The organism is Marinobacter lipolyticus, assembly GCF_018424605.1.
GTDB classification, from domain to species: domain Bacteria; phylum Pseudomonadota; class Gammaproteobacteria; order Pseudomonadales; family Oleiphilaceae; genus Marinobacter; species Marinobacter lipolyticus_B.
Genome location: NZ_QTKT01000009.1, coordinates 1 through 24,955 on the forward strand (window position 1 = coordinate 1; position 24,955 = coordinate 24,955).

A 24,955-nucleotide genomic window follows, 5' to 3' on the forward strand; every position below is an offset into this window, starting at 1 on the left:
GCTACGCACTGGTTACCGGTCTCTCGAATGAGGAGCCTGCCATCATCGAGCTGCTGCATGAAGGCCCCCAGCGGCCACTGGGGGTGGGCCTCAATTTACCCAAACACGGCAGGAATTATCCATACAATGCCAGGCACGGCGACGCCTTTTTCGTTGCGGCTTCGCCTCCACAACAAAGGCGCGCGTGCTGGCGGCGTTATACATGAGAGGGAACTCTGATGAGCCTGAAAAGTCAGTTCGAACTGCTAGCCGCCTACAATCAGTGGATGAACTCGAAGATCTATGAGGCGGCAGGAAATCTCTCTGCAACAGATTTGGCGAAAGACCGTGGGGCGTTTTTTGGTTCCATTCTCGGAACTTTGAATCACATCCTCGTTGGGGACACCATCTGGCTCAAACGGTTTGCTACCCATCCGTCCTGCTTTAACTCGTTGCGGGCGGTCGCTGATCTTCAAAGTCCGACGAGCCTGGATCAGATCATTTTTGACGATCTGCGTAGCCTAACTGAGCGCCGGATGTGGTTGGATCTTCAGATTATCGACTGGATAGCCGGGTTATCCGAAAGTGATCTAAATTTCGTGCTCAGCTACCACAACACCAAAGGAATTCCTGCCAACAAACGATACTCGAGCCTGGTTCTTCATTTCTTTAACCATCAAACTCACCATCGAGGGCAAGTTTCTACTTTGTTAACGCAGGCATGTGTGGATCTTGGGGTTACTGACCTATTGGCTCAGATTCCGGAGGAAACTTATGTATAACCTGGCCAGTCACGGCGGCGTCATGTGTATCGATGCACATTAGCATGCGAATTCAATTTTAAGGTCTAGAAGGTATGTCTAGTATTTCAGGCGGTCTTGTACACGAAATGCCAGCTGATCTGGCTGGTGTTTTAGTCCAGAACAAGAAAACGGTTGATCTCTGGGAAAGCCTGACGCCTGTCGCACGTAATGAGTTCATTTGCTGGATTGAAGATGCGAAGCAAGAAAAGACCAGACTGAAACGGATCAATCGTACTGTTGAGGAGCTTGCGGATGGTAAGAGACGCCCGTGCTGCTGGCCTGGCTGCATTCATCGTACTGACAAAAAGCCCGGCAAATGGCAGCAAGATGTTCTTATCGATAAAAAGCCGAGGCGCTAAGTGTTTTCAGGGAGGAAACTGTGAATAAGTATCATATTGCGCAACTCAACATTGCCACACTGTTGGCAACAATCGATTCGCCGCAGCTTTCGGATTTTGTCGCGAATCTAGACCGGATCAATGCGTTGGCAGACGACTCCCCTGGTTTCGTCTGGCGGCTACAAACCGAAGACGGTGATGCTACCGGCATTGATTATTTCGGCTCTGATAAAATCGTGAATCTTTCCCTCTGGGATTCGGTCGAGGCTTTACATAATTACGTTTATCGGTCTGCCCACGTGGAGATCATGCGCCGCAAGAAGGAGTGGTTTCAGAAAATGGGACAGGCATATATGGTGCTTTGGTGGGTGCCTGCCGGTCACATTCCCTCAATCGAAGAGGCGGCGCAAAAGCTGAACACTCTTCGAGAGCATGGCCCAACCGCGAAGGCTTTCACGTTCAAGAAAGCATTCCCTGCTCCCAGCGAACTAGCCAGTGTGCCAACTGATACTTGGAGTGGTGAATGTCCAGCCACTTAACAAACGCAGTCACTCAGGCAAAGTTTCCGCCAGCGCTCCAACTTTGCCGGTGCTGCGGATGTTGGTCACTGCAAAGGGATCCATCTTGGATAGTAAAATAATGAGCTTAGTCCAACGGTTGCAGGTTCCTGACCGACCCAAAAAAACAGCGGCTATTCTGGTCCACGAGTTGCGGTGATTTACGGCTTCATGGCCCGACGACTGATGCAACGCCACTTGCTGCATTACCTTAGAAGCAAGGGCCTGCCAGACGTGACAATGTACGGACACCTGCATTCGGTTGATTCGATATCAGATGACTTACAAGCATCACGCAGCGAGGGACGGAACCTGGTAATTCTCGGGTTTAGTCAGGGCGGGTTCCAGGCAGTCAAGATTGCACGCGAGCTTGAGCGACGAGGTGTGGATGTTTCTCTGCTCGTGAGCATCGCCGCAGGAGGGCTGGGACGGGTGTTCCCAGGACGGTGGGGTTTCGATCCTCGCAGCGTACCGACAAACGTTGATGTGTGCCTTAATTTCTTCTCTCAGGGAGATTTGCTCGGGTACGACCGCAGCCACCAAATGAACGAGGCTGTTGGGAGCACAGCCTCGCAACGGGTCGAAAACCACATGTTCCATGCGCACGAGGGCGTAAGTCATATTGATCTGGTGAAGTGCTATCCAGAAGAAGGGATCAAACCCGCTGTGCGAACACATGTGATTGAAAGGATCATGGCAGAGATTAGCGGGCTCAAACGGTCTGGTGCCCAACAACGCGCTTAAGGAGAGAGTCCTTCCCTCGGCCATCCTGCCGCTTAGCCCCGCGATAAAAGCAGGAAACCATGGATAGAGAGTTTATAGAAAAGGCTGATAAGGCAGGATTCCTTATAATAGATGGCGCAAGCGGCACAGCTAACACAGCCATTAGGTCTGTTCTGCACTTACCCACTCATGAGGCACGCATCAGGTTGCGAGTACCCATGCGCAAGGCTCTTAAAGCACTGACAATCTGGCTCTGCATCCTTGCCCTTGCCATCGCCAACGGCCTGCTCCGCGAGGCCGTACTTCTGCCAGCGTTCGGGATTCCATCTGCTTTTATCGTGAGCGGCCTCCTCCTTTCAGCCCTGATCATTACCTTAGCGTGGCTGTCGCTTCCCTGGCTGCACCTGCGCCGCCCCGAACAAGTCTGGTTAGTAGGATTCAGTTGGCTCGCTCTCTCCCTTGCGTTCGAGTTTTCCTTTGGGCTTGCACAAGGCAAGTCCTGGCCAGTGATGCTTGAGGCCTACACGTTCAAGGATGGCAACCTCTGGCCAGTGGTGCTTGCGGTAACCGCTTGTGCGCCGTTCATCGCAGCGAAGATAAGGCGCAAGGCCTAGCTCGGAACATGTTGGCTTAGGGCGTAGGGAAACAGGGATGTTTAAAAAAACCGCGCTCACCAAACCCACGCTACGATGCCCGCCACGGTTACTGCACCTGCAATAAAAGATGCAATCATTGGCACAAGGAACTTCCGCTTGGATACTCCGGGAAGAATTTCACTTTCCAAGTGTTCGTATTCCTCCAGCACATCGATGAGTTGACTCATGGCGCGGGAAGACCGATTAGGGAGCTCGGCGTTAAAGTCTCTAGCAAGAGCGTCGACCAAAGAAAAAGCTTTCGTCGCCAGGGACTTTTCTTGTTGGCGTGCTGCTATAAGCTTGCGACGCATGGTAATTTCCGGGCAGCTTTCATCGGGCTCGAATTCATCGGACTGCTTCAACGCGGATGTTTCTTTTGTCATTATACAATCCTCGCTCAAATCGTTACGTAGCTATGCATATTTACCTTAATATGCATTCGACATGCAACAAGACTGTCGCCTTAAATCGACATGTATGACTTATTCACATATTAAGAATATGTACTAAAACTCTCTCTGCGTTTTCGGCCCACCGTCCATTTACGCCGAGCATCGAGTTTTATTGGTCGTAGCAGGTTAATCAGGAACTCTACTTTGATCAGGAATAACGAATGAAAGGCCAATGCCTCTGCACTGCAGTCCAATTCGAGATCGAAGGCGATCTCCCCAACCTCTACCAGTGCCACTGCTCCCTCTGCCGCAAGGCCACCGGGTCTGCGGCCAACGCAGCCACCTTTGTTCAGCAACAGAATTTCCGCTGGCTCTCGGGCCAGGACAGCATCACCTCGTTCCAGAAGCCAACCGGCTTTCGCAGTGATTTCTGCGCGGTGTGCGGCAGCCCGGTTCCCAACCCGCTAAGAGGCACCGAGCTGGTCTGGGTTCCTGTCGGCTTGCTGGACGAAGATTTCGATGCGGCGGTGAATGTCCACCTTCATCTCGATTCGGCCGCCCCCTGGGCGCGAGATTCTGTTCACTGCCTCCGGTTGGGCGCTGGTCCTGAAAGTTTGAATGCCCTATACAGGGCTTTAGAGCAGAAAAGGGGCTGCGCCGGTCAGTGACGGCTCACCGAGGTCGGTGTATCGGCGGTGCAGTAACGCGGGCGAATGCTCGCTCTCAACTCTCCGGAGACATCGGCCGCCGGAAATCCAGCACCTGCCCTGCGCTCATCGCAGCGGGTTCCGTGCCGTATTGCTGGGCAAGCAGCGCCTGCTGCAGCGCAAACAGCGAGTCGTACATCATCGCCTGAATGTCCATCAACGCCTTCATGGGGCTGCCGGCCACTCTTCGACGGGCGTCAATCACAAACTGAAGGCCCCGCAGCCGGCGTTGATTACAGCTGGAGCTGCGGCGGATGCAGTCTTCAATCAGTTGCGCGCGCAGCGCCTCGAAGCCTTCCGGGTCACGCTGCAGCAGATCCCTGAGCTCGTCGAACGTGGGCATATCCATGCCGCCTCTCCTTCCCTGGTTTTACAGAGTCCGTGCTTCGTTCTTTGCGCATTCAAACCGGCGTAGGCCCGGTTCACCAGGCCGGAAATAACCAACGGATCGCCGGCGGCTCTACCTGTAATGTAAACTGATATTTCGACGAGCGCACAAATTTTGTACAGAATTAATCTGTAACCGGGGATCAACGAACGAGCGGAGAGCGCTATGGCAGGTGGATGGTCAAAGGATGGCGCCGTTCAGGACCAGATCGACGCCAGTGTGGAAGATGAGGTGAAACGCGCGCGCAGCCAGTTGGGCTCCGGCGAGAGCGCGTTGCATTGCGATGAGTGTGGCTGTGACATCCCGGAAGCCCGCCGCAAAGCGATTCCCGGCGTGCGGTTGTGCATTGCGTGCCAGTCAGCGCTTGAAAAGCAGGAGACCAATGCAGGCGGCATCAATCGCCGCGGCAGCAAGGACAGCCAGTTGCGGTAACCTGCGGTGCCATCACTGTTTCGCGGACACCCACATGGTGATCGCCATCCGCGAGACGGTGTTCCCGTCAGTGTCTTTCACGTCCACTTTCGCGATCAGTTCACTCGCATCTGGCCAGGTCTCCGGCAGATCGCAGGTGGCGGTGGCGGTCAGGTCTGTATTGGCCTTCTTCAGGTATTCCACGGTCATCCCCTTCGGTATCCAGCGGTGGCTGGTGGGAATGCTCACGTCCGTCATCATACCGCCGGCCAGCTCCGCCATGTTGCACATGGCGATGGCGTGTACCGTTCCGAGGTGATTCAGCACCGCCCGGTGCTTTCGGATCTGCACCTCGGCTTTACCGGGGCGCAGCTCGGTCATCAGCGGCTTGATGGATCTGAAATACGGCGCCTTGAAGCACAGCGCCCGGGTGAACAGTTGTCGCCCCATGGGGAGCGCGCTCATTTTCTGAAACAGGGCAAGATTGGGTTGGATTTTTCCGCTCATGGCAAACTGGGCTCTCGTTGATATTCTGTGTAGAATCTTGTTCTAGAATAATATTCTGTTATTGGTGGAGGGGTCAACAACGTGGAACCTGCTTTTGAGCGCGCCTACCCGGGAACACGCAAGGCCAGAAAACGCCAGGTGCTGAGCTGTGCCCTAGCCTGCTTCGATGAAATGGGTGTGGATGCGGTGACCATCGACACCATTCGGGAGCGTTCCGGCAGCAGCATCGGGACCATCTATCATCATTTTGGCAACAAGGAAGGCCTGGCAGCGGCGATCTATCTGGCGGGGCTGGACGATCAGCAGGCGTGGTTCGAGACCGCCCTTGGAGATGCAAAGAGCATTCAGGAGGCCGTGACGGCGTGGGTGCGGGCCTACCTTGAATGGGTGGTGGCCAATCCGCAGCTGGCGCGGTTCATGTATCACTCGCGCCGGGTGGTCGCCGCCGGCACATCGAAAGATCAGCTTAAAGGGCGTAACGACAAACGCTACGGCGCCTTGCTGCAGTTCCTGGAAACTGGCCTGGCGTCGGGAAAAGTGCGATCGTTGCCCCGTGAGACCTACGCCTCCCTGCTGATCGGCCAGGCCGAGAATTATTGCCGGGCATGGCTGTCTGGCCGTGTGCCGACGCCACCCACGGAGCATATTGATGTATTCGCCGGGGCGGCGTGGCGTGCCATTGCCGCAGATGCAGACCAACAAAAGGAATAATCATGCGAAAGAACATCCTGATCACCGGTGCCAGCACCGGTCTTGGTGAAGGCATGGCCCGCGAATGGGCCGCAAAAGGCTGCAACCTGGCGCTGTGCGCGCGGCGGGCGGATAAGCTGGAAGCCCTGCAGCGGGAACTGCAACAGGCGCACCCGGATATCCGGGTGCTGGTGCGCGGGCTGGACGTGTGCGACTACGATCAGGTGTTCGAGGTGTTCCGGGGCTTCCGGGATGAGCTGGGCAGTCTGGACCGCGTGGTGGTGAACGCGGGTATCGGCAGTTCCCAACCGATTGGGCGCGGGCACTTTGCCGCCAACCGCCACACCGCGGAAACCAACTTCATCGCCGCCATTGCCCAGAGCGAGGCGGCCATGGAGATTTTCCGGGAACAGAACAGCGGCCATCTGGTGCTGATGTCATCCATGAGCGGCGTGCGCGGGTTCCGCGGCCCCCTCAATGTATACGCCGCCACCAAAGCCGCTGTGGCCTCCCTGGCCGAGGGTCTGCAGCTGGATACCAAGGGTAAACCCATTAACGTAAGCAACATCCTGCCCGGCTACATCCTCACCGACATCAACCGGGACACCAAAAACGCCCCCTTTCGGGTGGATCTGGATACCGGCGTCAAAGCCCTGGTGAAAGCCATCGACTCCGAAAAGCGCCGCGCCTACGTGCCCTGGTGGCCATGGACACCGCTCAGTTATGTACTGAAGGCGATGCCGTTCGGGTTGTTTGCCCGGGCGATGTGAGTGGCCAGAAGCCAACTCGCTATCGCACAAACCGCGTGATGTTATGAGAGCTTTGACAATCTGGTTACTGCTGGGTGTCGCGCTCGCATCCGGCTGCGCGAGCCTGGAGCCCCAGGAGCGCTATCAGGACACTGGCCCGGCGACCACCCTGCCCCAGACGTCTTACCATGTGGATGTCGAAGCTCACGATGGCACACTGCTCCGGGCCACGGTGTTCCAGCCGGCGCTGAAGCCGGGCGTTGCGGCACCGCTGATTATTCACACTCACGGTTTCGGAGCGTTTCGCGCGCCCCGTCGCTTCTCCATCTACGGCCAGCTGGTGCTCTCCGGGCAGGCGGCAATTGCCGCCTGGGACGCCGGTTACTGGGTGATTTCCTACGACCAGCGGGGCTTCGGCGACAGTGAAGGCCAGGTACAGCTGATGGACCCAGACTACGAGGTTCAGGATTTTATCAGCGTGCTGGACTGGGCCGATGAGACGTTGCCAAGGCTGCGCCGTGCGCCCGATGGCGATCCCTATGTGGGGGCCAGTGGGGAAAGTTACGGCGGCGCGGTGCAGATTCTCGCCAGCATGGAAGACCCCCGGCTGGACGCCATTGTGCCGATCGCCACCTGGTACGATCTGCAACAGGCGCTGGCGCCCAATGACGTGGTTCAGGGTTTCTGGCCCTTCGCGCTGGACTGGCTGGGAACGCTTGGTAGCGGCTTTGATTTTGACCTGATCAACGAGGCCAGTTATCAGGCGGCCCTCTCCGGTGAGATCGACAGCGCCACCACGCTGGACCTGTCGAGGCGAAGTCCTTCGGAATACTGCCGCAATGGCCGCGGCATCCAGGCCGATGCGTTGTTTATCCAGGGGCTGCGAGATGTACTGTTTCCGCTCAATCACGGGTTGGCCAACTGGGCCTGCGCCCGCGATGCCGGGCAGGACGCGTATCTGGTGGCCATCGAGGATGGTCACATCATGCCCTGGCCCATGCAGGCCTGGTCCGGCACGCCGCTGTTCAATACCCAGGCGGACATTCGCTGCGGCTCCTACGAGAGCACGGCCATCGCGATGGTACTGGCGTTCTGGGACGAAAAGCTTAAAGGCCAGCCGGAATCGCGGCCTCGCCACTGCCTGACGTTCGATTTTGGCGAACCGATGGCGACGGCCGGTGTGTTACTGGAACCCGGTGGCGAGGTGTTCCATGTTCAGGAAACGCCCGTGGCGCTGGCAATGAGCGGCCGACTGGAGCTGTTGCTACAACCCTGGGACTGGCTTTCCGGGTGGTTTGTTCCGGCCCGGGAGGTGCCGCCAGCCATCAATCAGCCAGTGACCGGTGGCAGTCTGCGACCGGCCTTCGTACCCCTTTACCGAGCTCAACAAGGGGATTTTCTGGCGGGCGTGCCTCACCTGCAGCTGGCCACCTCCATAGAGAACGAAGAGGAAGAGAGCGTGGTATTCGCGGGCCTGGGCGTACGTCGCCCCGGCTCGCCAGCCATTGAGGTCATTCACGAGCAGTTCACCCCCCTGCGCGTTCCGGCCGAACAGCACACTGACATGGCGGGTGTTGTTTACCCCCTGGCTGCAGACGATACCGTGGGACTGGTGCTGCAGGGATTTACCGGGGCCTATTACAACCGTGGCAAGGGCTGGGGCGACAAAGCATTTGTCGAAGGCGCGGTAACGCTGCCATTACAGACGGATCGAAACGGCAGCTGGTAAGGATTTGCCAGACTCAAGTTCATTAATGGAGCGGGGAATATCATGCACCTACCTTTCTGGCTTACCACTGCGCTACTGCTACCGGTACTTTTGTATCAGGGCAAACGCACCCGAAAGATCACACCCCGGTTGCCGGAAGCGCAGGGCGCATCTTCCGGTCAGTACGGCGACAGCGAGCCGTATTTGAGGCTTCTTGTATTGGGCGAATCCACCGCCGCCGGCGTGGGCGTGTCCAGCCATGAGCAGGGCCTTGCCAGCCAACTGGCGCTTCAGTTGCACGAGCGTTCCGGGCAGACCATTGCCTGGCATACGCTGGGTGTGAATGGCATTCGCCTCGGCCAGCTTAATCAGAAACTGGCCGCTACAGATCTGCCCGAATGCGATGTGGTACTGCTGAGCATGGGGGTGAACGACACCACCGGCCTCACGCCCAGGTACCGTTTCCGGAGAGAACTGCTAACGCTGCGCCAGACAGTCTCTGCGCGTTACACAGGGCCACTTTACCTGCTCAGCGTACCGCCCATGCACCGGTTCACCGCGTTACCCGCACCGCTGCGATACATCATGGGTTGGCGGGCGCGCCAGCTGAACGGGGTTTACGAACAGCTCGCCCTCCAACAGCCGACCCATTTCCGCTACTGGTGTTACCCTGCGCTGACCGACCCGTCGCTTCTGGCCAGTGATGGCTACCACCCCAGCGACCAAGGCTACCGGGCAATTGCTGGGGCCCTGGTTGGTGAAATATGTCGACATATTTAACACACCCCAACACATAATCATTTACCACGCTTTCCCCTGCTCTGTTTTAAGGCACCTTCTTACCCCGTGGCGCTCATTTTGCTTAGCACTCCTAATCGGCAAGCCAATCTTCTTACAGAGGGTTTGACCATGACATGGATAGCAAGGAGTGCAGCCGTCCTGGCTCTGGCAGTCGCCTTCAAGGGTTGTAGTCCATCGGGGCCTTCCTCGGACGATGACGGGGACGTCGGCGGCGATCAGTTGGTGGCGTTGACCGGGCGAGCGGCCGTTGGTGCGGCAATCGAAAACGCTCCGGTGGAGGCGCGATGCGAGGGCGGAGAAACCTTTATTGAACCTGTCACCACCGATGATGACGGTGGTTTCGAGGGCCAGGTGCAAGCCTCTGCCCTACCCTGTGCCCTCAGGGTTGAAGGTGAAAATGAGGCGCAGCTTCTGCACAGTTATACCGACGCGGCTGGGACGGTCAACATTACTCCGTTCACTGATTTGATCATTGCCCTGTCCGTATCGGAGCGGCCCGTGGTCTGGTTTAACCGGGATGAACGCACCGCCGCCATAAGCGACCTGGGTCAGGCGAAACAGGAGTTTCTGGCCGCGCTAACTGAGAACAATTACACCCTTCCCAGTGACGAATTTGACCCTTTCACAACAAATTTTGAAATAGGCGACAGCATTGACCAGCTGCTTGAAACCTTTTCGGCGGCGGTCAGAGACCTCGACAATGTTCAGAGCTACCCGGATTTCGTCGATCTGATCGCGTCGGGCAACCTGACTCTCATTCCACCGCCATCTCCATCTGATCCGGGCCCCGGGCCCGATCCGGAACCAGAACCAGAACCTGAGCCCGAGCCCGAGCCCGAGCCCGAGCCAGAACCTGAGCCAGAACCTGAGCCAGAACCTGAGCCAGAACCAGAACCCGAGCCAGAACCCGAGCCTGAGCCCGAGCCCGAACCTGAGCCCGAGCCCGAGCCCGAGCCAGAACCTGAGCCAGAACCTGAGCCAGAACCAGAACCCGAGCCTGAGCCCGAGCCTGAGCCCGAGCCCGAACCTGAGCCCGAACCAGAGCCCGAACCTGAGCCAGAGCCAGAGCCTGAACCCGAACCAGAACCGGAACCGGAACCAGAACCTGAGCCAGAACCTGATCCCCCGGGAGGCGGCGATGACGATGATGATGACGACGATGACGACGGAGGCTTTCTCGACGACCTCTTCGGCTAGTGGCGCGGACCATTGCGGGCGGCCGCGCTGCAGTTGACGCCCCGGTTGCCCAAAAGGCCGGGGCGCGCTTTACCCGTCAGATCGCGGTGGCACCACCGTCTACTGGCAAAGCAACGCCGGTGGTAAAGCCGGCATCCGGGGAACAGAGGTAAAGCACGGCTGCCGCAATTTCATCGGCTGTACCCAGCCGCCCAACCGGGTGCATGGCAGCAGCGAACTCCGCCTTGCGCGGGTCACTTTCGGCGGCGCGGCGGAACATGTCGGTATCGATCACCGCCGGGCAGATAGCGTTCACGCGGATGCCTTTTTTCGCATACTCCACTGCCGCGGATTTGGTCAGGCCGATGACTGCATGCTTGCTGGCACTGTATACGCTCATTTTTGGCGCCGCCCCCAGCCCGGCAACCGAGGCCGTGTTCACAATGGCGCCGCCGCCCTGGGCCAGCATGGCGGGAATCTGATGTTTCATGCAGCGCCAGACCCCCTTCACGTTGACGTCCATAATGCGGTCGAACTCCGCCTCATCGCCGTCCGCCAGCTTACTCTGTTCCACTTCGATCCCGGCGTTGTTAAAGGCGAAGTCCAGCCGACCGTAATGCTCAAGCGTGGTCGCTACCAGTGCCTGAACATCGTCATCGCGGGTCACATCGCAACGCACGAACATGGCCTCACCGCCACTTTCTCTGGCGGCCCCGACAACCTGCTGGCCGCCCTGCTCGTCAATGTCTGCCACCACAACCCGCGCGCCTCTGGCGGCAAACGCCAGCGCCGTCGCCCGGCCAATTCCGGCCGCTGCCCCCGTAATCACTGCTACCCGTTGCTCGTATCCGTTGTTCGTCATTGTTCCTGTCCTGGCTAAACGTGTGCAGACAGGTTAGAGGGTTCTGCTGCCCTCGGGAAATCGGTAGTTCTTATGGGTGCTAATAAGCTGTGTTGATGGTCATGTTGTTGTTCAGCCGCGTGGTTACGCGTAGTGGAATGAGAAAAGCATACCGAAGGAGCCGGGCCAATAGGTCTGCTCTGACGATCGAGTCCCAATTGGCGAGCTATAGCCCAACCATCAACACAATTTTGCCTTTAGCCTGGCCGCTGTCTAAAAGACCATGCGCCCGCGAAGCCTCTTCCAGCTTCATTCTTTGACTGACAACGGGGCTGATCTTTCTCTCAGATAGCCACATGAAAAGCGTCAACAGATCTTCTTTGAACCAGTCGTGATGTTTGTTATGCCAAGCCCCTATGGAATAGAAAGCTGTGGACGGTAGCCACGGCAACAAGCCCCACAAACTAACGAGTAAGAAGTCTTTAATTAAACCTGACGATGACGCTGCATTGTAAGAGCCATAGGCAACAAGCGTCCCATGGTTTGAGATTACTTTTAGGGAGCGTTTGAAATGGCCTCCACCCATGGCATCAAATACTGCGTTGACTCCCTTTGGCTCGTAAGACTTCATCCGAAGAACAAAGTCATCTGTTTTATAGTCGATTGGTTCGCAACCCAGATTCCGTAAGTCATCGTGTTGGGAGATTGAGGCCGTTCCATACATCTTCAGATTCATTGCCGCCCCAAGTTGTACCAGTGCGTTTCCGACAGCACCTCCTGCACCATGTATCAGGACAGTGTCGCCGGCCTGAACTTCGGCCAGCCGAGTCAGCATTTGAAAGGCCGTTACGTAGCTGAGAATAAGAGACAGGGCTTCAAGGTCGTCGAGGTTCCCTGGAACCTGAACGAGTTGTTCGGCTGCGAGAACCATGTACTCCGAATAGGAGCCGAGGATAGTGAGTTCGGCGACCTTATCGCCTTTAGCGAGATGGCCTACCTGGTCACCCACTTTATCGACAACGCCGATCATGTCATAGCCGAGGGTAATGGGGGGCTTTTGTTTAACATCAGGATAGATGCCGCGACGTATCAATGTGTCGGTATAAGCGGCGCTGCATGCCAGAACTTTTACGCGGACTTCACCTGGTCCGGGCTCTGGGACCTCCGTAACTTTTTCAACGACCAGGACATCTGGCCCACCGAACTCGCTCAAGATCACCTTTTTGTAGGACATGTTTTCATTCCGATTGAGTCGACGCGCTTCGCCTGAAATTAGAGCATAGGGTTAGTCTTCAAAAGCAGCCAGCGTTTGCGCAGTTCGCCGTTATTGGAATTGAGTGTCCGCTTTGCAACCTGTGCCTCGTTGGGTTCTACCCCGTTTCCACGGACGGTTTTAAAACGGCGAACAGTTTTCTGTCCTGAGCAGCAACTCTACGTCGCATCCTAGGATTATGGAACCGCTCAATGTAATCGAAGACATCAGCTCGTGCTTCATTTTGGGTTCGGTAGCGCCGGTGGTGAATTCGCTCACGCTTGAGCATGCCGAAGAACCCCTCGCAGGCCGCATTATCACCACAATGACCGACCGCGCTCATGCTGCTCACCAGTCGGTTGCTGCCGAGATAGCGCTGGTAATCACCGCTGGTGAATTGACTGCCTCGATCTGAATGCAATATCACCGGAACTTTCCCCTGGCGCTGCCAAACGGCCATCTCAACCGCTCTGATTACCATATGCCGATCCTGTCGGTGATGCATCGACCAGCCAACGATCAGCTTGCTGAACAGGTCGAGAACCACGCAGAGAAAGAGCTTTCCTTCCTGCGTCGGGATCTCTGTTATATCCGTCACCCATTTGGTGTCTGGCTCCAGAGCGGAGAAATCCCGTTCCAGATGATTCCGGATTCCCGGTGGTCGATAAGATTGACGTCCCAAGCGTCCGCGCTTCTTGCGTGGCCACCCCTGAATGCCGTGTTTGGCCATCAATCGCGCGACGCGGTTCAGGCTGGTTGAGGCTCCCTCAGCAACCAGATCCTCATGCATACGGGGTGAGCCAATCATGCCCCCGCTATCGTCATGAATCTCTCTGATGCGTGACAGCAAGTGCTGATTAGCCTTTGACCTGGCGGACTCAGGGCGAGAGACCCAAGCGTAATAACCGCTGGCCGACACCTTCAGGCATCGGCACATAAGACGTATTGGGAAAGTATTGCGACAACGTTGAATCGCCTGATACCTCAGGACGACTCCTTTGCGAAGAACACTGCCGCTTCGCGCAAAAAATCACGCTCCTTCTTCACGCGGGCCAATTCTCGCTTGAGGCGGGCAACCTCCTCGTCTCTGGGAGAGCCAGAGCCCTTGAAGGCCTTGTCTGTTTCCTCGTCCGCTTCTCTGCGCCAACGCGACAACAGATTGGGATTGATGCCGATCTCTAATGCTACCTGGCGACAACTCACACCAGGTTGCCGGGTTAAAGCGATCGCTTCGCGTTTGAACTCTGGGCTATATTTTCTGCGTCTGGACATGAACACTCCTTTGGCACAGTGTGCCTCTTTTTAGGAATGTCCGCAGTAACGGGGTAGAACCCGTTCGTTCTGGACTACTGCGGCGCTCCGTCCCCGGCGGCTTATCCAAGGCGTTATCCCCAAACCTGAATGTTCGCTTTGCGACCACCTGCGCACAGGCTCTCTGTCTTCAAAGGACATAAAGGGGCTTGCTTCTGTCGCATTGAGTGGCCCGGGGACCGGTTGAATCCAGTCGTGATGGGCTGCTCAGTTTACGAGTTTACAAAGTGACGAGTCCCCCTATGGACGTTAAAAAGACTTTATCTGACCGTGCAAGACACCCGGCAGAGAGCGAGATCACATGGTCCAGAGGATGGAGATTATGAAAGCATTACTGTTTTTGGCCGCCCTGATGGTTTTGGTGCTGTTCCCGACCTATAGTGACGCTGACATTAAGGTTACTGACCTGCGGCCGGAAGTTAACCAAGGCTACCTGGCAAGTACGGTTAAATGGACTGCGAATGAAGTTGAGATCGGGCTGTTGTCGTATTGCGTGGTCACATACCTTGAGTGGCCCGAATATGTGCCGTGGCCACAGATGCGTTGCAACGAATCTCTGAGCGTGTTTCCAGTGAGGAATGGCAGGGACGAGCACCCCGACCAGACGCCTTTGAAACGCAGAGAACGGGCGCTACAGAAAGTGAACTGGGGAAGTTATGTGACGGTGGTCATCCCGGATGCCGCGGGACACAAAGCCATGAGCCCCAGAGATGATCAAGTGCTGGATCTCATCTCCTCCAAGGGAGGTCCTGATCCGGTCATTTTTCTGGCCTACCCGGATCAACCGGTCGTTGCCGGTCCCAAAGGGCGTGTTCCTGACGACGCTAATCCAACCATGGCCACGGGTGGGTTTCGGTTGCAAGGGTTTCAACGTCTGTTAGGGGAGACCCGAGCTCACAGCTACGATCAAAAACACAAGGTGTACCTGTTTTGGGCAGGTGTGACTGTTCTCGTGGTGTTCGGGTTCTTGGGTGGCGCTGTGCTGGTCGTGAGAAGATATCTATTGAAGCCAGACGTTCCTGAGGTTTGACACCCTGTAATTCAGGGTGTCAGCACCGTGCCGAGAGTGCTCTGACCGGGAAGGGTTACCCGGCGAGGAATCGCTGAATGTCCTTCAGCTCGGAGCCTTCCAGAAACATGCCCCATGTCCTCACAGTCCTCAATCCCCTCTACGGAGATGAAGATACCTTCCCGGAAGGGTTCCCTCATGTTGTCATACTGGAACAGCAAACCCGGACCGGGTGCCTCACCAAGGAGCAGAGAGGCCTCTCGCGGTTTTTAGCTTGGTTATCAAGATAGGCTTGAAGCTGGCGAACCTCCGCGTCATCCAGGTGAACACGCAGACAACGGTCGTCGGACTCCAAGGATAGTTCGAGACCGTGTGTGCCATCTCCGATAGCGGTCAGGGGTTTGCCGAGTTTTAAGAGGTGCCCGTCTCTGTGCTGGTAGAACATTGTGCAGAGGGTCATCTATTGTGGCACGTGAACGCGGCTGTAAACGGTCCAGAAGACTTTTTCCAGATCCGGTATTGCCGGCCGCGTCTTCCGGTCGATGGTCGCCTTTTGCTTGATGCCTGACGTACCCATGTTATTGGACATGTTCAGGCGGTTCGATCTGGTCATCTCCAAGTTTAAACAAAAGCGGACTTTCGAACCCCGCACTTTTCAGTCCAATTTTGACCCTGTTTTTCCTTTCATCCAGAGCCTGGAAATATGCAATTATCCCCCCGGGCGGCGACTACTCTTGACCCGCCTCAGCGTGTACCTTCTCGCGCCGATCAAGAGCTTCCGACAGTGAAAGCCACTTAACCTTCGGCGCCCCTTTCCCGAGGGTCATAAGAAGTCCGCAATTAGGCGTTACGTTATTTTCGTGTCGCCAGAGATTCGCCCTGCCGACCGCCACGCACAACTGGTCTCTGGCACCCGATTCTTTCAGTTGTTTCTTAGTTTCCTCATCCACTGTCCACGTCATAAGGTCCGGAAAATCTGGCTCATGGCAAATGAAAATAATTTCGCCTTCTCCGTCCTTCAGAGTCAGTAACATTTGTTCAGGTAACTCTAAATCGTCCATAAATCCCTCATCTTCAGGTAGGTAGCTTTATTCAGGCTTCATTGGTACCGGTGAAACAGAGCCTTCGAAGGTACCCATTACTGCTTTTTCCAGCTTGAGTGCGTGCTTGATCATGTCATCGACAACGTCTTTCCGGGCAGCACCGTCTGTGAGGGTCTGAACAGACTCATCAAAGGCTGCGAAATTGAGGGAGGGAGCTGGCAGCTTGGATTCCGGATCGTGGTAGTAGCACACTAGCCAAGAAGGCGATTTATCTGCCTTCGCATTCCCTTGTCCCAAGATGTCTCGAAGTCGGTCACGCAGGTCTGGCCTTACAACCACTTTTCCGCCCCCCGTTTCAACGCGCAGACCATAATGGATGACTTTGTTGATATGCACGTACAAGCTGACGGTACAATTACCGAGCCAACAAAGTGGAAGTCTAATGCCGCCTGTACGGCCTCTCGTGCGGTCCGAGAAATACTTATTTGTGAGTGCTTTTAGACTCTTATGATCATAAACGACCGGCGCTTTACCAAAAGCTTTGTCTAAACCTTTCGCCAGATCTTCCCAAAACAGGAGCATAATTTTACTTTTGGCCAGCGGCAGTGCTTTCTCAGCCTTCAAAGCGGTAATGAGCTCGTCCGGGTTAGATAACAATTCATTGGCGAGTAAGGACTCCATAGAGGCTCCTGTTCCGGTCAGATTGGCAAGCAGGCGCTGATATTGCTTGAGCGCGTAAGAAAGTTCGGGCTTGTGCTGAGTCTGCTCGCCACAGATTGCGAGCCAGCGAGGAATGTCTCTGGAAAAAGAGAGGCAATGAACCGACTCGGACGCTAAATCGCCATCGCCAAGCGTGTAATTCGAAGCCTCTTTCCCGTGCAAAGTCAGGTAAACCAGAGCCACCTCTTTGCGGCCATTTGCTCGGCTTGTCAGTTCCCGGTGGTAGTCGCGGAGCTGGTTTTCTTGATCTTTGGCATCAATCTTAACTTCGATCCCCAAGAGCAATTCCGGTGTCTCGACAACAATATCGATTCGCCGCTTATCCTCGGTCGATAACTCCCTGGTAACGCGAACTTTACCGGTGAGGGCGGCCGGGAGATTCAGTATTTGCTCAAGAAAAATCCGGAGGAATCGGTTTTCCTCTCCATGCCGCCCGGAAGGCTTCAGGAGCTCGGCGAGAAAATTGGAATGGGTTGAAGTTTCGTCCCGATCAACACCCAAGAGTGAGAATATGTTGAAGCGTTCGCCATGTTGGTTAGCCAATTTCTCGCATTGATCAACCAGGTCTTTGAGTCTGTCGAGCCTCAGACTCCCATCACTACCCATGGGCACACCTCCCTTTAGTTGTTTTCGATTTTTCGTCGCTCCAACAAACACTGACGAAACTGAGTCCTAGGGCAGACGATAGTGCCACGACGACCACACATAGTTCCATCTGTCCTACAAACCTTGCATCTGCATAGGGAATCCTGAAATGCCCACTGCCCCTTGGGGGGAGTAGTGTTTCAATCCCTGCTCTCGTTTCGTAGCCAAATGAAGAGTCTGCGGTAATCGATAGGAAAATGATCCCCCTTGAAAGTGCGAAAAATAAAAGCCAGGTCTGCGAGGCACTTCTGCTCTCTCCGATAGCGCTTCGGCCCCGGTGACTTCAGCGTTCAAGCCAATTTTAAATGTCCGCTTTGCGACCAGTGCCAGCAAAAGATCTTTTCTCATCGCCGCTTGCGGCAAGCGGGCATCATCCTCAATATTCGCAGGTAGTCACAACGAGAGTTTTAGTATTTATGTTTAGTACAGATACTAAACTAGAAAATGAATATTCATGCACTCACTCCCTCGATTGGGATGCTTGTTATAGTCATAGTTGCGCTATGTCCTTCAGGTAAGCAAGGTAGGAACGGGACACCGCCTCGGGTGCTTCCATTTGTGGGTAATGGCCAATGCCTGCAAGCTCACCCAGCCAGGCCAGGGGCAACTCGAGCTCCCGGAAGCGGGCCACCATATGTGCACCAGACACCGGGTCCGCGGAACCGTTAATAAGTGCCACGGGTACTTTTGCCTCTCGCAACGCATTCACCCAGCGCTCCCGGTGCTTCTTGCGATCGTTCATGTAAGTAATCAGGTTATGGAAGATGTGCCGGCCATTGTTGTGGGTAACGAGGGCCCAGAAGTCATCCAGTTCGCGGCCATCGGGCTTGGTGTCCGGACCGAACACGCGGGACATGGCACTGTCAAAGCGACGCCTGTTCGACAGCCGGTTGAACAGAGGGCCCAGCGGGCTCAGCAAGAGCTTCTGGGTAAGCAACGCACGGTGGGTTTCCGGAAACAGGCCGCCGTTCAGGAAGCAGACCGAAAGCCACTGGCCCGCCCCGTCTCCGGCATTTTGCCGTGCCAGCAGCTCCTGGGCGACGGTATCACCGTAATCGTGGGCAAGCACATGAAAGCGATTGAGGCCAAGCTGCTGAACCACACCCTCCACCACATCGGCCTGCTCATGTATGGAATAGCGATGCTTACTGGGCTTGTCTGAAAAACCGAACCCCAGCATGTCCATGGCGATAACCCGGTGGGATTGCCGCAGCGCCGGCCAGATTTTGTGCCAGTCCCAGCTAGCGGTTGGAAAGCCATGGATGAGCAGGATGGTTTCCTGGTGGGGCTCGCCGTCGTCCCGGACAAATATCCGAAAGCCATTGATGGTCAGGGTCTTACCATTGGACTGCCACTCTTCTGGTCGCATGCTTTTGTCCCCGTTCCGCCCGGCGGCGGTGAATTAGTTTTGTTTGGTTCGGAGCATGCAAAAACATGAACTTGACGTCAAGTTTATTCTTTGTTAAATCTTCAGCAAACATGACGGACACAACTATGAAACCAGCACCAAAACAGCAACGGGCCATACGCAAGCGCAACGCAGTGTTGGCCGCCGCGTTTGAGGAATTCTCCGCGCACGGATTTGAGCCCACCACCGCAAAATCCATTGCCGACAGGGCCGGTGTTGCCACCGGGACCTTCTACCAGTATTTCGACAACAAACAGGATGTGCTGCTGGAGATTACGCGGCAGCGATTTGAGGAACTTCAGGACCACCTGCAGGTGCCGCAGGCCCGGCTTGAGATCACCCCGGCTGGCCTGGCAGACGATGGCACCGCCAACATCCGTGAGCTGTTCCGGGAAGCGCTGGGGTTTCTGTACGACTTCCACCAGCAGGAAGCGGGGCTTCACGATGTGCTGGAATACCGCCGGCGGGTGGACCCTGCCCTGGCGGCACTGATGGACGAAGGCGAAGCCGTGCTCATGGAACGCGTGCGGGCGTTTGTCGCCCGGTATGTGCGTGAGAATGTGGAGACGACAGCCTTCTGCCTGTTTTCCATGGCAGAGGGAATCGTGCACCGGCATGTTTTCCAGGGGCACCAGGATGTAACGCGGGACGAATTGATTGAAACGGGCACGCAGTTACTGGCGGCCTACTTTGAAGCCCAGAACAACAACCCCGAACAACAAAACGTGAGGCAATCATGAACGACGCAACCGCTGATTCCGCTAACTGGGATTATCTGATTCACGGCGCCAAGGTTTTTGACGGTAGCGGCGCCCTGCCCCGCCGGGAAGATATCGCGATTGCCGACGGCAAGATTGCAGCCCGCGGCCAGGATCTGGACCATGACAACGCACGCACAGTCATCGACGGTAGCGAATGCTGGGCCATGCCGGGACTGTTCGACATCCACACCCATTACGACCTGGAGCTCGAAGTAGCGCCCGGTCTGCCGGAATCTGTCCGCCATGGCACCACCACCGTGGTGATTGCCAACTGCAGTCTCGGGCTGGCGTTCGGTGCCCAGCGCAAAGACGGCGCCGACCCGATTGTGGACTGCTACGCCCGGGTGGAGAACATTCCCAAAGATGTGCTGCGGGCCACCGCCGACAAGGTGGACTGGCACAATCCGAAGGAATACATGCAGCACCTCAATAAACTCAGCCTGGGCCCCAATCTGGTGACCCTGCTGCCCCATTCGATGCTCCGCATCGAGGTGATGGGATTTGAGGCCAGCATTTCCCGCGACCCGACCGAAGACGAGTTGCAGGCCATGGAATCCCTGCTGGAACAGGCACTGGACGATGGCTATGCCGGGTTCTCCACCGACGCCCTGCCATTCCACTATCTGGCCAACCAGCCCAATACCCGCAAAACCATTCCCACCCAGTTTGCCAAATACCCAGAGATCAAGCGGCTGACGGATGTGGTGCGGCGCAAAGGCGGTGTATGGCAGGCCACGCCGCCGAAGGACAGTACCATCGGCACCATCAAGACCTTTCTGCTCAGTTGCGGTCGCCTACACGGCAAGCCCCTGAAGACCACGGTGGTCGCGGCACTGGATGTGCAGAGCAACCGCAAGATCGTGCGGCTGGCGCGACTGCTGGCGCGGGTGCTCAATTCACGGCTGCTGAAAGGCGACTTCCACCTGCAGGCGCTGGCAGCGCCCTTCAAGGTGTGGTCGGACGGCGCGGTGACACCGCTATCCGAAGAAATCGAAGAGCTGAGGATTCTTAACGAGACCGAGCTTGAAGATCGTGAAGGCCGGATCAGAATCCTCAACGATCCCGACTACATCAAGCGTTTCAAGGCCATGTGGATGAGCGGCAAGACCGGCTTTGGCCTGGGCCGGCTCAAACGCTGGCTGCGGCTGGAAGACTACGCTTTCAACCGCACCCTGGCCGACATGACCATTGATGTGTGCCCTCTCAAAGAGTGGGAAGGCAAAACCTTTGCGGAGGTTTTTGCCCTCGTAAAAGCGGCCAATGCCGGTGAGGAGTTCCACGGCACCGAAGCGGAAACCACGCTACTCAACGAGCACTTTAACGGCGTGAAAGACGAAGGGGACTTCGTGCTGGCCATGTTACGGGCGTTCGACCGTGACCTGAGCTGGTACACGGTCTCCGCCAACCGCGACGAGCGCATGGTGCGCAACCTGCTGATGGACCGCCAGCTACTGCCCGGCTTCAACGACAGCGGCGCCCACCTGACCAACATGGCGTTCTACGATGGCAACCTGCGGGCGCTGAAACTGGCGTCCGACGGTGGGGATATCGATGTGGCCTACATCGTGCGCCGGCTGACCCGGGACCCGGCCCGGGTGTTCGGCGTCAAGGGCGGCAGTATTGACGTGGGTGACCAGGCGGACCTGATTCTGGTGAATCCCTCTGCCCTGCGGCGTATGGACCACAACAATACGGTAAAACGCCAGTACCGCGAGGAATTCCGCCACGAACAACTGGTCAATCGCACCGACGGTGTGGTGCCGCTGGTGATGATCGCCGGTCATCCTGCCTGGCAGCGGGACGAATTCGACACCTCACTTGGGAACACCAGAATGGGGACGGTGCTGGATACCACCTTCTAAAGTGCACCTGAGACCGTTGCACTGAACCGGCATGGCCGCCGCACCTCTACCGCGGCGGCCATGTACCTGAAAACTACACAAAACCAACATTTGGGATACGGTTTGCATCCAAAAATCTTCGTCAGTCCGGTACCATGACGGAAAGGAATAACCAAAAACACACGGACTAACCTTGCACCTTTTCGTCAATTCTCCATCCCTTGCCGGGAGACAGCTCACCCGGCCATGTTGGTTCCTGGCCCTTGCGGTTTTGCTGCTCATGGCGACTGCAGGAGCGGCAGCGACGGAGCCTGTCGCTGTTCCCGAAACAGACAGCACTGTGCCGCTGGGCCCACACCTCGAATACCTGAAAGACCCTGAACGCAGAATGACGCTGGACGACGTCCGCTTGCGAGGTGAGGAGTTCAGTCCCAACGACAGTAAAGTGATCAACATCGGTTACAACCACGCAGGTCACTGGGTTCGTTTCCGGCTAAAAAATTCGGGCACGGCAACGTTGAGCCGCTATCTGGAGTTCCGTTCCCTTTTTGCCGATCAGCTGATCCTGTATCACCCGAGCCAGCCGAACCAATACCAGAACATCAGATCTGGCCGCATGGTGCCGCCACCTCAACGCCCCCACCTTTCACGGAACTTCGTCTTCCCGCTGACCGTGCCGCCGGGTACCAACGATTTTTACTACCTGTACGTGGAAAGTGCCGATACGCTCACTATTCCACTTTACCTTCATACCGACAAAGGGCTGCAACGGACCGAATTGGCCAGCCGATCATGGCTGGCGTTCTATCAGGGCCTGATCGCCACCATGACGTTGTTCAGCCTGTTCCTCCTGGTGACCCTGCGGGATCGCCTTTACGGTTACTACATCGGCGTCATCGTGCTTCATCAGGGCTTGTTTTTTACCCTGTTTAACGGCCTGGGCTACCAGTACTTCGGACTCGAGGATCCGTGGTGGACCCGAGAGGCAATGTCGGTATTTGTCAGCCTTTCCATGTGGATGATCATGCAGTTCGGCCGCGTGCTGTTAGCCACCCGGCAGGAGCAGCCCCGCCTTGACCGGGTGATTGTGCTTACCCAGTATGCGGCGCTGGCCATTGCGGTGCTTAGCCTGTTTGTCGACTACTCCTTGTCCATCCGCCTGGCCAACCCCCATGGCGCGATGACGGCGACGGTTATGTGGGTCGTTGGCTGGAACAGCTTGCGCAAAGGCAACCCCGCCGCCAGGTACTTCCTCATCGCCTGGTCCACGCTGATTGTGGGCGGGCTGGCCTACAGCCTGAAAGCCTGGGGGTTGGTGCCCAGCAACCTGTTCACGGAACACAGCTGGCAGATCGGCGCGGCCATTGAGGCCATCTTCCTGTCTCTGGCCATTGCGGATCGCATCAACACCGAGAGCCGGCAACGCATTCGCCATCAACAGGAAGCTCAGCTGGCACAGGCCAGAGCACTGGAGATCCAGCGCAAGGCCAACGACATGCTTGAGCAGCGTGTGAAAGAGCGCACCGAGGAATTGCGGGAAGCGAACCGCAAGCTGCAGCAACTGAGCGACACCGACCAGCTTACCAGCCTCAGTAACCGCCGCTCACTGGACCGGTTCCTGAACCACACGATCGCCCGTGCCCGGATTGACCGGAAGCCGGTTGCCGTTCTGATGATTGACGTGGACCACTTCAAGCCGGTCAACGATACCCATGGCCACCAGGTGGGCGATGACAGCTTGCGGGAAATCGCCGGGCGCATCCAGAACAGCTCACGCTGGCCTGCCGATATGGTCGCCCGTTATGGCGGCGAGGAGTTCTGTGTGGTGCTGCCCAACACCGACCGTGAATCAGCAATGGCTGTTGCCCAGCGCATGCGGGAGAGCGTGGCTTCTGAACCCATCACCACACGGATCGGACTCCTGAAGCTGACGGTCAGCCTGGGCGTTTACGCCGCCGTGCCGACAGAAAACGATTCGGCGGACAGCTTTCTGGAGCAGGCAGATAGGGCGCTCTACCAATCCAAGAAGGAAGGGCGCAACCGGGTAACGCTGATCGGCACCACTTAGCCGTGGTTCACCCGATCCGAGTGGCCCAGAGAATGTTCCGGAGCTATCTGATCCCGCACCAGTTGCTTGAGCTGTTTGATGTCCGGGAAACCACCCTGCTCTTTGCGGGACCAGATACGGGTGTCGTTCACATGAACTTCGAAGATGCCGCCCGTGCCTGGCTTCAGGGTCAGTTCGTCGATCATGCCGTCAAAAGTGCTCAGCAGTTCCTGCGCCATCCAGGCGGAGCGCAGCATCCAATTGCAGCCTGTGCAGTAATGGAGGGTAATGCGGGTGGTCATCGGTTTGAAGTTCCTTGATCTCGGCTCAAAGTAGGTATTCATGGAAACACCCCCGGCAGCAGATGCTTCCGGGGATGTGACGGCAGCGCTTACGGGCGCGCTTCCAGCACGATGTTGAACGGCGTTTCGGCGGCCCGGCGCACGGTTCGGAATCCACCTTCTTTGATGATTTCCGTCAACCTGCGTTCCCCAGCCTGGGCACCGAGCGCCAACCCGGTCTGCTGTGCCAGAGCCGTCGGCACGCAGATGCTGGTTGAAGCGGCGTAGAACAGGCGCCCGACGGGGTTCATGTTACCACTCAAGTCATCGGCTGCCATCGGCTCAACCACCATCCAGGTGCCATCCGGCTTGAGCTGTTGGCGCACATGCGCAGCCGTACCCACCGGGTCTCCCATGTCGTGCAGAGCGTCGAAACAGGTTACCAGGTCAAAGTCCCCGTCCCCGAAATCGGCCGCTGTGGCTTGTTGAAAGCGCACCCGGCTGGCATCCAGTCCTTGCTCCTCGCGATGTTCATTGGCGGCATCAATCGACGCTTCGTGGAAGTCGTAGCCGATGAACGTGGAGTTGGGGAAGGCTTCGGCCATCAGCAGAGTTGAGAAGCCGTGGCCGCAGCCAACGTCAGCGACCTTTGCCCCGCGCTCCAGTTTGTCGACCACTCCATCCAGCGCCGGAAGCCAGCTTTGCACCAGGTTATGGGTGTAACCCGGGCGGAAGAACTTGGCCACCGCGCAGAACATGCAATGGGCCTGATCTCCCCACGCTACCCCATCCCCCGTCCGGAAGGCTGATCTCACCTTGGGTTCGTTCTCGAAGGTGGTGAAGGCATTCTCGAAACCGCCGATCATATACACCGGGCTGTCTTCGTCCGCGAACACCATGGCTTGTTCCGGTGGTAACCGGAAACGCCCGGTTGTCGGGTCATAGTCCAGGTAATTGGAGGCGGCATGGTGGGCCAGCCATTCTCTCAGGTAGCGCTCCGAATAACCCGTTCGCTCCGCCAGCTCCTCGGAGGTGGCAGGGCCTCCGCTCTGTAGCTCCCGATACAGGCCGAGCCGGTCACCGATCTTTACCAGGGCCGCGCTGTAGGCGCCTCCCAGATCACCAAGCACCTGCCCGACAAAGGCATTGAGCTTGTTTTCGTCAAACATTTGAATCGCTTCCATGATCGTTCTCCCCGTACCGGTAGACGTGTGTGTCCGCCACAGCGGACA

General features: G+C 56.8%; 28 protein-coding genes. 17 read left to right on the forward strand and 11 right to left on the reverse strand.

What is annotated here, in order from left to right; genetic code table 11:
* From DYI22_RS12600 to DYI22_RS12625, 6 genes are all read left to right on the forward strand, one after another.
* Nucleotides 1–206, forward strand: a 206-nt coding sequence (locus DYI22_RS12600) for a hypothetical protein (RefSeq protein ID WP_213478435.1), incomplete at its 5' end; no start/stop codon positions are given.
* A gap of 12 nt (nt 207–218) precedes the next feature.
* Nucleotides 219–761, forward strand: a complete 543-nt coding sequence (locus DYI22_RS12605; protein WP_213478437.1) for a DinB family protein — start codon at nt 219–221, stop codon at nt 759–761.
* Nucleotides 762–835: 74 nt separating this feature from the next.
* Nucleotides 836–1,141, forward strand: a complete 306-nt coding sequence (locus DYI22_RS12610; protein ID WP_213478438.1) for a YdeI/OmpD-associated family protein — start codon at nt 836–838, stop codon at nt 1,139–1,141.
* A 20-nt stretch (nt 1,142–1,161) separates the two neighbouring features.
* Nucleotides 1,162–1,659, forward strand: coding sequence for a DUF3291 domain-containing protein (locus DYI22_RS12615; protein ID WP_213478439.1), 498 nt, complete (start codon nt 1,162–1,164; stop codon nt 1,657–1,659).
* Between the two features lie 189 nt (nt 1,660–1,848).
* On the forward strand, nt 1,849–2,421 hold the full coding sequence (locus DYI22_RS12620; protein ID WP_213478441.1) for a hypothetical protein: 573 nt from the start codon (nt 1,849–1,851) through the stop codon (nt 2,419–2,421).
* Nucleotides 2,422–2,618: 197 nt separating this feature from the next.
* Nucleotides 2,619–3,014, forward strand: a complete 396-nt coding sequence (locus DYI22_RS12625) for a hypothetical protein (protein WP_213478442.1) — start codon at nt 2,619–2,621, stop codon at nt 3,012–3,014.
* A gap of 56 nt (nt 3,015–3,070) precedes the next feature.
* Here DYI22_RS12625 and DYI22_RS12630 read toward each other — a convergent pair whose 3' ends face one another.
* Nucleotides 3,071–3,418 (reverse strand): hypothetical protein, encoded by a 348-nt coding sequence (locus DYI22_RS12630; RefSeq protein ID WP_213478443.1) that lies wholly within the window; start codon nt 3,416–3,418, stop codon nt 3,071–3,073.
* 230 nt (nt 3,419–3,648) lie between these two features.
* Between DYI22_RS12630 and DYI22_RS12635 the strand changes: the two genes are divergently transcribed.
* Entirely contained in the window at nt 3,649–4,095 is a 447-nt protein-coding gene (locus DYI22_RS12635) for a GFA family protein (RefSeq protein ID WP_213478445.1), read from the forward strand.
* A gap of 55 nt (nt 4,096–4,150) precedes the next feature.
* Here DYI22_RS12635 and DYI22_RS12640 read toward each other — a convergent pair whose 3' ends face one another.
* Nucleotides 4,151–4,483: a DUF3135 domain-containing protein gene (locus tag DYI22_RS12640; RefSeq protein ID WP_213478446.1), complete on the reverse strand. Its 333-nt coding sequence runs from the start codon at nt 4,481–4,483 to the stop codon at nt 4,151–4,153.
* Nucleotides 4,484–4,687: 204 nt separating this feature from the next.
* Here DYI22_RS12640 and DYI22_RS12645 point away from each other — a divergent pair, with 204 nt between their 5' ends.
* The gene (locus tag DYI22_RS12645) at nt 4,688–4,954 is read left to right on the forward strand and encodes a DksA/TraR family C4-type zinc finger protein (RefSeq protein WP_213478447.1); all 267 of its coding nucleotides are present in this window, start codon (nt 4,688–4,690) and stop codon (nt 4,952–4,954) included.
* A 12-nt stretch (nt 4,955–4,966) separates the two neighbouring features.
* On the opposite strand, the gene DYI22_RS12650 is transcribed toward DYI22_RS12645, so the two are convergent.
* The gene (locus tag DYI22_RS12650) at nt 4,967–5,398 is read right to left on the reverse strand and encodes a hotdog fold domain-containing protein (protein ID WP_228301016.1); all 432 of its coding nucleotides are present in this window, start codon (nt 5,396–5,398) and stop codon (nt 4,967–4,969) included.
* Nucleotides 5,399–5,521: 123 nt separating this feature from the next.
* Here DYI22_RS12650 and DYI22_RS12655 point away from each other — a divergent pair, with 123 nt between their 5' ends.
* From DYI22_RS12655 to DYI22_RS12675, 5 genes are all read left to right on the forward strand, one after another.
* Nucleotides 5,522–6,151 carry a TetR/AcrR family transcriptional regulator gene (locus DYI22_RS12655; protein WP_213478451.1) on the forward strand — a complete coding sequence of 210 codons (630 nt, stop codon included), beginning with the start codon at nt 5,522–5,524 and terminating at the stop codon, nt 6,149–6,151.
* Between the two features lie 2 nt (nt 6,152–6,153).
* Entirely contained in the window at nt 6,154–6,900 is a 747-nt protein-coding gene (locus tag DYI22_RS12660; protein WP_213478452.1) for an SDR family oxidoreductase, read from the forward strand.
* A gap of 43 nt (nt 6,901–6,943) precedes the next feature.
* Nucleotides 6,944–8,608: an alpha/beta hydrolase gene (locus DYI22_RS12665; RefSeq protein WP_213478454.1), complete on the forward strand. Its 1,665-nt coding sequence runs from the start codon at nt 6,944–6,946 to the stop codon at nt 8,606–8,608.
* 42 nt (nt 8,609–8,650) lie between these two features.
* A complete protein-coding gene (locus DYI22_RS12670) occupies nt 8,651–9,367 on the forward strand; it encodes an SGNH/GDSL hydrolase family protein (RefSeq protein ID WP_213478455.1) in 717 nt (238 codons plus the stop codon).
* Between the two features lie 129 nt (nt 9,368–9,496).
* Nucleotides 9,497–10,585 (forward strand): hypothetical protein, encoded by a 1,089-nt coding sequence (locus DYI22_RS12675; RefSeq protein ID WP_213478456.1) that lies wholly within the window; start codon nt 9,497–9,499, stop codon nt 10,583–10,585.
* A gap of 76 nt (nt 10,586–10,661) precedes the next feature.
* Here DYI22_RS12675 and DYI22_RS12680 read toward each other — a convergent pair whose 3' ends face one another.
* From DYI22_RS12680 to DYI22_RS12690, 3 genes are all read right to left on the reverse strand, one after another.
* Nucleotides 10,662–11,426: an SDR family oxidoreductase gene (locus DYI22_RS12680; protein ID WP_213478458.1), complete on the reverse strand. Its 765-nt coding sequence runs from the start codon at nt 11,424–11,426 to the stop codon at nt 10,662–10,664.
* A gap of 205 nt (nt 11,427–11,631) precedes the next feature.
* Nucleotides 11,632–12,639, reverse strand: coding sequence for a medium chain dehydrogenase/reductase family protein (locus tag DYI22_RS12685; protein ID WP_213478460.1), 1,008 nt, complete (start codon nt 12,637–12,639; stop codon nt 11,632–11,634).
* Nucleotides 12,640–12,775: 136 nt separating this feature from the next.
* A protein-coding gene (locus DYI22_RS12690; RefSeq protein WP_085986445.1) for an IS3 family transposase occupies nt 12,776–13,929 on the reverse strand; the annotation gives its coding sequence in 2 pieces (ribosomal slippage) (nt 12,776–13,689 and nt 13,689–13,929; 1,155 coding nt in all).
* Nucleotides 13,930–14,290: 361 nt separating this feature from the next.
* Between DYI22_RS12690 and DYI22_RS12695 the strand changes: the two genes are divergently transcribed.
* Entirely contained in the window at nt 14,291–14,998 is a 708-nt protein-coding gene (locus DYI22_RS12695; protein ID WP_213478462.1) for a hypothetical protein, read from the forward strand.
* A 707-nt stretch (nt 14,999–15,705) separates the two neighbouring features.
* Here the strand turns inward: DYI22_RS12695 and DYI22_RS12700 are convergent.
* The 3 genes from DYI22_RS12700 to DYI22_RS12710 form a co-directional block, all read right to left on the reverse strand.
* Nucleotides 15,706–16,038 (reverse strand): hypothetical protein, encoded by a 333-nt coding sequence (locus tag DYI22_RS12700; protein ID WP_213478464.1) that lies wholly within the window; start codon nt 16,036–16,038, stop codon nt 15,706–15,708.
* A 27-nt stretch (nt 16,039–16,065) separates the two neighbouring features.
* Nucleotides 16,066–17,346 (reverse strand): PD-(D/E)XK nuclease family protein, encoded by a 1,281-nt coding sequence (locus DYI22_RS12705; protein ID WP_213478466.1) that lies wholly within the window; start codon nt 17,344–17,346, stop codon nt 16,066–16,068.
* 529 nt (nt 17,347–17,875) lie between these two features.
* Nucleotides 17,876–18,754: an alpha/beta fold hydrolase gene (locus DYI22_RS12710; RefSeq protein ID WP_213478468.1), complete on the reverse strand. Its 879-nt coding sequence runs from the start codon at nt 18,752–18,754 to the stop codon at nt 17,876–17,878.
* A 125-nt stretch (nt 18,755–18,879) separates the two neighbouring features.
* Between DYI22_RS12710 and DYI22_RS12715 the strand changes: the two genes are divergently transcribed.
* The 3 genes from DYI22_RS12715 (at nt 18,880) to DYI22_RS12725 (ending at nt 23,463) form a co-directional block, all read left to right on the forward strand.
* On the forward strand, nt 18,880–19,533 hold the full coding sequence (locus tag DYI22_RS12715) for a TetR/AcrR family transcriptional regulator (RefSeq protein WP_213478470.1): 654 nt from the start codon (nt 18,880–18,882) through the stop codon (nt 19,531–19,533).
* On the forward strand, nt 19,530–21,416 hold the full coding sequence (locus tag DYI22_RS12720) for an N-acyl-D-amino-acid deacylase family protein (protein ID WP_213478472.1): 1,887 nt from the start codon (nt 19,530–19,532) through the stop codon (nt 21,414–21,416). The genes DYI22_RS12715 and DYI22_RS12720 overlap by 4 nt, the downstream gene beginning before the upstream one ends.
* A 259-nt stretch (nt 21,417–21,675) precedes the next feature.
* A complete protein-coding gene (locus DYI22_RS12725) occupies nt 21,676–23,463 on the forward strand; it encodes a diguanylate cyclase (RefSeq protein ID WP_213478474.1) in 1,788 nt (595 codons plus the stop codon).
* Here DYI22_RS12725 and DYI22_RS12730 read toward each other — a convergent pair.
* Nucleotides 23,460–23,744 (reverse strand): SelT/SelW/SelH family protein, encoded by a 285-nt coding sequence (locus DYI22_RS12730; RefSeq protein ID WP_213478475.1) that lies wholly within the window; start codon nt 23,742–23,744, stop codon nt 23,460–23,462. The two genes, DYI22_RS12725 and DYI22_RS12730, sit on opposite strands and share 4 nt — an antisense overlap.
* A gap of 89 nt (nt 23,745–23,833) precedes the next feature.
* Nucleotides 23,834–24,892: a class I SAM-dependent methyltransferase gene (locus tag DYI22_RS12735; RefSeq protein WP_228301018.1), complete on the reverse strand. Its 1,059-nt coding sequence runs from the start codon at nt 24,890–24,892 to the stop codon at nt 23,834–23,836.
* Between the last annotated feature and the right edge of the window lie 63 nt (nt 24,893–24,955).